The sequence below is a fragment of the Ornithinicoccus halotolerans genome, assembly GCF_009602535.1.
GTDB lineage: Bacteria > Actinomycetota > Actinomycetes > Actinomycetales > Dermatophilaceae > Ornithinicoccus > Ornithinicoccus halotolerans.
In genome coordinates this window covers 1-6547 of sequence record NZ_WIQI01000126.1, presented here as the reverse complement: position 1 = coordinate 6547, position 6547 = coordinate 1, and the positions used below count along the sequence as shown (strand labels likewise).

Below are 6547 nucleotides of genomic sequence, written 5' to 3'. Positions count from 1 at the left end.
CGGACGCCAGGACGCTCTCCGTGCTGCTGGTCGCCGAGGCGGTCCCGGCCGCGGAGGCGTGTGCGGCCGCCGGTCGCGACGGCGCGGTGCTGCCGGTGGTCTGCACCGAGCACGGCGTGACGGTCGGCCCGCTGGTCCCCGCACCGGACGAAGCGGGCGACGCGCCCTGCCTGCGCTGCCTGGACCTGCACCGGCGGGACCGCGACCCGGCCTGGCCGGCGCTGCTCAGCCAGGCCGCCCCGTGGACCGCCGACACCGCCCCCTGGGTGGACCTCCCGGTGCCCCTGGTGCCGCTGGCGACCGGAACCGTGCTGCTGGCGGCACGTGCCTGGCGCGACCAGGTGCCGCTCCCGGCGGGCCGGTCCTGGACCCTCTCGCTGCCGTGGCCCGACCCGCTCACCCGGACCTGGGTGCCGCACCCCGCCTGCTCCTGTCGGCAGCCGTAGGCTGGGTCCGGACCGAGCAACGAACGGGGAGGTGGCGGTGGCCGACCAGCGGGGCGTTCCGACCACCGGCCTGGGCCGGGCCCGCCGGCTGGCCTCGCTGCCGCTGGGAGCGGCCGGCCGGGCGGTGCGGGGCGCCGGCCAGCGACTCACCGGCACCTCCGCCCAGGAGGTCTCCCGCCGGCAGCAGGAGCAGGCGGCCGAGGAGCTGTTCGCCGTGCTCGGCGAGCTCAAGGGCGGGGCGCAGAAGGTCGGCCAGCAGCTGTCGATCTTCGAGGCCGCCGTCCCCGGCGAGTTCGTGGCTCCCTACCGGGAGGCGCTCACCAGGCTGCAGGAGCAGGCGCCGCCGGTGCCGTTCAGCGACCTCGAGCCGGTGCTGACCCGGTCCCTCGGTGCCGACTGGCGCTCCCGGTTCCAGGACATCGACCAGGAGGCGGCTGCCTCCGCCTCCATCGGCCAGGTCCACCGGGCCCGCTGGCGCGACGGGCGGGAGGTCGCGGTCAAGATCCAGTACCCGTGGGCCGGACCGGCGCTGTCGGCGGACCTGCGCCAGCTGGCGCGGGTGGCCCGGCTGGCCCGGCCGCTGGTGCCGGGCATGGACCTCGGAGCGGTCGTGGAAGAGGTCCAGGAACGGATGCTGGAGGAGTTGGACTACCGCCGGGAGGCCTGGTCGCAGCAGGTGTTCGCCGACGCCTACGCCGACGACCCGGAGGTGCAGGTGCCGCCGGTGCTGGACCACGGTGAGCAGGTGCTGGTGACGGAGTGGCTGGAGGGCACCCCGCTGTCCCGGCTCATCGCCCGTGCCGGGGACGGCGTGCCCGGGGCGGACCCGGCCGCGCGGGCGACCCTGGAGGGCGCGGCGCCGCGCTACATCGGGTTCCTGCTGGGCGCACCGGACCGGGTGGGGCTGCTGCACGCCGACCCGCACCCCGGCAACTACCGGGTGCTGCCGGACGGCCGGCTGGGCGTGCTCGACTTCGGCGCGGTGGATCGGCTGCCGGAGGGGCTGCCGCTGGCGATGGGGCGGCTGCTGGGGGTGGCGCTGCGACAGGACGCGGACACCCTGCTGGACGGGCTGCGCGAGGAGGGGTTCATCCGCGACTGGGTGGACCTGGACCCCGAGGAGCTGCTCGACTTCTTCGAGCCGCTGGTGGCGCCGGTCCGGCACCCGACGTTCCGGTTCGACCGGGCGTGGCTGCGCGGTGTCTCGAGCCGGGTGAACGACCCGCGCGGGACCGCGTTCCGGATCACCCGCCGGCTGGACCTACCGGTGCAGTACCTGCTCATCCACCGGGTCTGGATGGGTGGCACGGCCGTGCTCTCCCAGATGGGGGTGGAGATCCCGGCGCGGGCGGTCGTGGACCGGCACGTGCCCGGCCTGGAGCTCGACAGCTGAGCTGCGCGTGCGTCCGCACGGCACCGGATGCACGGGAGGGGCGGGACCGATACGGATCGGTCCCGCCCCTCGGGTTGCGGCCGGTGCGGCCGCGGTCGTCACTCGCGCCAGTGCCAGAGCCGGGTGGTGCGCGGTAGCAGCCCCCGGTCCAGCCGCGACGGGCGCGGCGCCTCGAGGGCGCGTTGCCGGTCACGGTGCTCGGCGCGCGCGACCTGGTCGGTGAGCGCGCTGTACATCTGGGTTCTCCTCGTAGGTTCATGTCGGACCGTGCGTCACGGTGACGGGTGGGTGGCGGCCGCTCAGGCGGCTACCGGGTTCTTGCGGGGCCGGCCGCGGGGTCGCTTGCGGGCCACGACGGCGCCGTCGACGAGCAGCTGCCCGCCCCAGACGCCCCAGGGCTCGCCGCGCTCCAGGGCGCCGGCCAGGCAGTCCTGGGCGAGCGGGCAACGGCCACAGAGGGCCTTGGCCTGCTCGACCTCCTCGGGCTTCTCGGCGAACCACAGGTCCGCGGGGTGGACACGGCACGGCAGGGTGCGTCCGGACACCTTCGTCCTCTCGATGCTGGTGCTGGTCGCCTCCCACGCACTCCACGCGCGGGCGGCACCGGACACCGGGTCGGGCTGATGCGGCGGTCTCGAGTCGCTGTGGTCGGTCATGTCGCTCTCCTCGGGCTGGTCCGGGTCCGCGACAGACGAAAAGGCCGCGGTACCCGTGACGGGGTCCGCGGCCGCGAGGCGCCTGGAGTCAGGTCGCTGCGGGAGACACCACGTCGGGGTCAGGGGCAGAGATGGGGGCGTCAACGCCGCCGGTCGGGGCGAAGCCGCCGGCTGGGCGCAGGCCGCGCAGGGTGAAAGCAGTGCGCAGCCGGACACCCGTACCGGTCCCGGTCATTGCTCCGAACAGCTGGGCGTTCTCCATGTGCTTCCACCCTCCTTTCTGATGCTCTGCTCCCCCACCCGGCCACGAGGGCCGTGCGAGTTGGACGCTGGTCACTCTAGAAGCGTCCGAGTCGCGGGCGCAACGCATTTATTGGACAATTTCGGCGCCCATCCCCGGGCGGCGAGGGCATCGGCCCCGGCGAGGGTGCCCTCAGGGACGTCCAGTGGCAGTGTGACCAGCGAGGATATCCAAGACCTCGGTGCCGTAGCGTTCCCGCTTGACCGGCCCCACGCCGGGCACGCGGGCCAGCTCCTCCGGCGACCCCGGACGCTGCTCTGCGATCGCGGTGAGGGTGGCGTCGGTGAAGACCACGAACGCCGGCACACCGGCCTCCCGGGCGGTGGCTGAGCGCCAGCCCCGCAGTGCCTCGAACGTCGCCTCGTCGTAGGTGGGCGGACAGTCCTGACACCGGCCCACCTTCCGCTCCGCGGCCGAGGCGAGCTCGTTCCCGCAGCTGCGGCACACCCGGGCCGCGCGCGGCTTCGGGGCGCGGTTGCGGCCGGAGGGGCGGACGGAGCCGGGCGCGGCACCCAGCAGCCGGGCCACCGGGGCGGCGGCGAGGAACCGGGACGGCCGCCGGGTCGCCCGGGAGGAGCCGCCGCGGGAGCCGGCCCAGGACAGCACCAGGTGACGCCGGCCCCGGGTGAGCCCCACGTAGAGCAGCCGGCGCTCCTCCTCCAGCCGCGCCGGCCCCTCGGCGATGCTGATCGGGATCAGCCCCTCGCTGCAGCCGATCAGGAACACCGCGTCCCACTCCAGCCCCTTGGCGGCGTGCAGCGAGGCCAGCGTGACGCCCTGCACGGTGGGCGCGTGCTGCTCGGCGGCCCGCCGGTCCAGCTCGGCGACCAGCGCCGGCAGCCGCGCGGCAGCGTCCTGGGCGAGGTCCTCGGCGAGCAGCACCAGCGCCTGCAGCGACTCCCACCGCTCCCGGGTGGCCCCACCGGAGGACGGCGGCTGCGGCGTCCACCCGGCCCCGGCCAGGACGTCCTGCACCAGCTCCGGCAGCGGCCGGGAGCCGTCGTCGGTGCGGGCCGCGCCGCGCAGCAGCAGCACGCCCTGGCGAACCTCGGCGCGGGAGAAGAACCGCTCCCCGCCCCGCACCAGGTAAGGGACGCCCGCCTCGGCCAGCGCCTGCTCCAGCACCGCGGACTGGGCGTTGGTGCGGAACAGCACGGCCATCTCGCTGGCGGGGACACCCTCGCTGAGCAGCCGGGTGACCTCGGCCGCTACCCCCGCCGCCTCCGCCTCGTCGGTGTCGTAGGAGACCAGCCGCGGCTGCGGACCCGCCCCGGCCTGTGCCTGCAGCTCGACACCGGCCTGCCGGGGCGCGGTGGCGATCACGGCGTTGGCCAGCTGCACGACCTGCGGGGTGGACCGGTAGTTGCGCACCAGCCGGACCACCTGCGCGTCCGGGCGGCGGGTGGTGAAGCCGAGCAGGTGCTCGGGCGAGGCGCCGGTGAAGGAGTAGATGGTCTGTGCGGGGTCGCCGACGACGCACAGGTCGGCACGGTCGCCGACCCACAGGTCCAGCAGCGCCTGCTGCACGGGGTTGACGTCCTGGTACTCGTCGACGACGAAGTGCCGGTACTGGTCACGGACCCGCTCGGCGATCGACGGGTTCTCGGCGAGGATGCCGACCGTCAGCAGCAGCACGTCCTCGAAGTCGATGACGTGGCGCTCGGTCTTGACCTCCTCGTAGACCTCGAGCACCCGGGCGGCGACCATCGGGTCGAGACCGCCGGGGCGGCGCTGCTCCGCGCCCGCGCGCTCCCGGTAGGCCTCGACGGTGAGCATCCCGACCTTGGCCCACTCGATCTCCGAGGCCAGGTCCCGCAGCTCGGTGCGGTCCAGCCGCAGCTGCAGCCGACCGGCGGCCTCGGCGACGACCGGGACCTTCTGTCCGACGACGTCCGGCGGTGGGCCGCCCACGGCCTGCGGCCAGAAGTACTGCAGCTGGCGCAGCGCGGCGGAGTGGAAGGTGCGGGCGGACACGCCAGGCACCCCGAGCTGGCGCAGCCGGGTGCGCATCTCCCCTGCGGCACGAGCGGTGAAGGTGACGGCCAGCACCCGACCCGGGGTGTAGGCCCCGGTGTGCACCCCGTAGGCGATGCGGTGGGTGATGGCGCGCGTCTTGCCGGTGCCCGCGCCGGCGAGCACACACATCGGACCACGCGGCTGCTCGGCGACGAGACGCTGCTCGGGGTCGAGCGCAGCAAGGACGCGGGCCGGCTCCCCGGTCACCGTCACCGGGGCGCGACCGTCCGCGGGCCCTCGTAGCCGGGCTCGGGCTCCAGCTCGTCCCCGAACCAGTCCTCGATCAGCCGGCGTGCGATGGAGACCCGCGGCGGCAGCGCGATCTGCTCGGTGCGCACGGCCCAGCCCAGCTCCCCCCGGCTGAACCACTCCGCCTGCACGATCTCCTCGCCGTCGATGTGCAGCTCCACGTCCACCGCCCTGGCGGTGAAGCCGACCATGAGGGAGGCCGGGAAGGGCCACGGCTGGTTGCCGCGGTAGGTGATGTCCTGCACGCGGATGCCGACTTCCTCGTGCACCTCGCGGGCCACCGCCGACTCCAGCGACTCGCCGGCCTCGACGAACCCGGCCAGGACCGACATCCGGGTCTCCGGCCAGTGCGGGCCGCGGGCCAGCAGCAGCCGGTTGTCGCGGTCGGTGACCGCCACGATGATGGCGGCGTCGGTGCGGGGGTGGTGCTCGGAGCCGTCCTCCGGGCAGCGGCGCATCCAGCCGGCCTCGACCACCTCCGTCGGGCTCCCGCAGCGGGGGCAGTGAGGGTGGCGGGCGTGCCACTGCGCCAGCGCCAGCGCGGTCGTGAACACGCCCGCCTCGGTGTCGTTCAGCTCCGCGCCGGCCTCCCGGAGGGTGCGCCACCCCTTGGCGGAGGTGTCGGGCCGGTCGGGAGCGGTGGGGTCGTCATGGACCAGGGCGACGTAGTCGACGCCGTCCTGGTCCCGTCCCAGCCAGAACCCCAACGGCCGGCTGTCCTCGATGCCAGGCTGCCGCAGCACCAGCCGCAGCTGACCGTCCACCCGGCAGGTGCGCACCCGCCCGTCGGCCAGGTCGAGCACCCGGGTGCGGGAGCTCTTCAACGCCCGCTGCAGCACGTCGGGCTCCCGGCGGGCGGCCTGGCTGCGGTCCAGCGACCCCCGGGACAGCGACAGGTCCAGCAGGGTCTCCTCAGTCGGGCTCACACCGCCACTCTAGGACGGCACGGGACCAAGCCCGAGCCATGCCCCGCAGCGTTGCCGCTGGCCCGCCCGGCGCTGCTGCACAGCGTCCACACCGAGCCGCTCGGTGCGGTGTCGTCCACACGGGTTCGGGTGCGACGGGCACTGTCGGAGCCGGGTGGGATGCTGGACACGTGTTCGGAGATGAGCGCGGTGGCGGGTCCGGCAGGGGCCGCGGGCAGGGGGACGCCGGCGGTGGGGACACGCTGCTGCTGGACCGTCCCGGCAGTGACGGGCCCGGCGGGCAGGGGCCGCAACGGCAGGCCGGGGCGGGTCAGGTGGTGGTGACCGAGACCGGGGTGCCGGTGCAGGGGCCGTTGGCGCGGGCCAGGGTGGCGTTGGCGGCGGCCGCGGTCGAGGCCGCGGCACTGCCGCGGGCCACCAGCGCCCAGCTGCCCGCCGAGCTGGGCCAGGCCTGGGCGGCCCGGCTGGAAGCCGACCAGCTCGCCGTCCGGGTCGCCCTCGAAGCAGCCGGCCGCGGGCTGCACCTGGACGAAGGCATGAGCCTGTATGACTGGCTCACC

General features: G+C 75.1%; 6 protein-coding genes and 1 pseudogene. 3 read left to right on the top strand and 4 right to left on the bottom strand.

Features of this window, described 5'->3' with window-relative positions; translation table 11 throughout:
- Positions 1-446 (top strand): annotated as a pseudogene (locus GFJ45_RS14425) (hypothetical protein); the annotation flags it as partial.
- 37 nt (positions 447-483) lie between these two features.
- Complete coding sequence (locus GFJ45_RS14420; RefSeq protein WP_194288691.1) at positions 484-1839, top strand: ABC1 kinase family protein; 1356 nt, start codon at positions 484-486, stop codon at positions 1837-1839.
- 98 nt (positions 1840-1937) lie between these two features.
- Here GFJ45_RS14420 and GFJ45_RS14415 read toward each other — a convergent pair whose 3' ends face one another.
- From GFJ45_RS14415 to nudC, 4 genes are all read right to left on the bottom strand, one after another.
- The gene (locus GFJ45_RS14415) at positions 1938-2075 is read right to left on the bottom strand and encodes a hypothetical protein (RefSeq protein WP_153398418.1); all 138 of its coding nucleotides are present in this window, start codon (positions 2073-2075) and stop codon (positions 1938-1940) included.
- A 63-nt stretch (positions 2076-2138) separates the two neighbouring features.
- Positions 2139-2495: a WhiB family transcriptional regulator gene (locus tag GFJ45_RS14410; RefSeq protein ID WP_153398415.1), complete on the bottom strand. Its 357-nt coding sequence runs from the start codon at positions 2493-2495 to the stop codon at positions 2139-2141.
- A 433-nt stretch (positions 2496-2928) separates the two neighbouring features.
- Positions 2929-5025, bottom strand: a complete 2097-nt coding sequence (locus tag GFJ45_RS14405) for an ATP-dependent DNA helicase UvrD2 (RefSeq protein ID WP_194288690.1) — start codon at positions 5023-5025, stop codon at positions 2929-2931.
- On the bottom strand, positions 5022-5987 hold the full coding sequence (gene nudC / locus GFJ45_RS14400) for an NAD(+) diphosphatase (protein WP_153398413.1): 966 nt from the start codon (positions 5985-5987) through the stop codon (positions 5022-5024). Before nudC ends, GFJ45_RS14405 begins: the two co-directional genes overlap by 4 nt.
- Positions 5988-6157: 170 nt before the next feature.
- Here nudC and GFJ45_RS14395 point away from each other — a divergent pair.
- The coding region (locus GFJ45_RS14395; RefSeq protein WP_407670407.1) for a hypothetical protein at positions 6158-6547 on the top strand (390 nt) is incomplete at its 3' end.